The following is a 539-nucleotide window of genomic DNA, read 5'->3' as shown; positions in this document are numbered from 1 at the left end:
CGTAGATACGCGGTTCATAAACCACGGGAATGGTTTCGCCGGGAAAGGCCTTGCCCAGGGCGGCGTTAACGAGATCCCAGGTCTGGCGCGTCCGGGCCGCCGGGGAAACAATGGCGAGGTCTGGCAGCAGGTTCTCCTGCGCCAGATAGGCGCCCATCAGCGGCGCGGCCTTGCGTCCCCGCTCCGCCAGCGGCCGGTCCTGGTCCTGGACGTCCCTGGGCCAGGCGGCTTTTGCGTGACGCAACAACATCAGGCGCAACATCTCAATTCCCCTGTCGCTGTCTGTCCTGGGCATGCGTCGCCGTCTGTTGCTCCCTTGCGGTCGCCGGCGGACAGCCATTCCATCGCAGCATCGTTTATATCTGTGTTTAAAGCATGCGCGGGAAAGTGAAAATGTCCGGCTCCGGCCTCCGCCCTCGGGACGACGGAGCCGATTGGCGCGCGCCGCCGCCGTCTTCGGCGAAAGTCGCGGGAAAATCGCCCCTGGCGGCGCGCGGTGAGGCTTGCCCAAACGGGCGTTCGCCATCATGAATACGCCA

Annotated in this window: 1 protein-coding gene; it reads right to left on the bottom strand. The window is 65.1% G+C overall.

Going from position 1 to position 539, the window contains the following annotated elements; translation table 11 throughout:
* On the bottom strand, positions 1 to 262 hold a 262-nt coding region (locus AC4FS3_RS29360), incomplete at its 3' end, for a SixA phosphatase family protein (RefSeq protein ID WP_491023471.1).
* Between the last annotated feature and the right edge of the window lie 277 nt (positions 263 to 539).

The organism is Pseudogemmobacter sp. TB195 (genome assembly GCF_058313095.1).
Note: the sequence above shows the minus strand (reverse complement) of the source record. Positions and strands in the feature narration are given on the sequence as shown.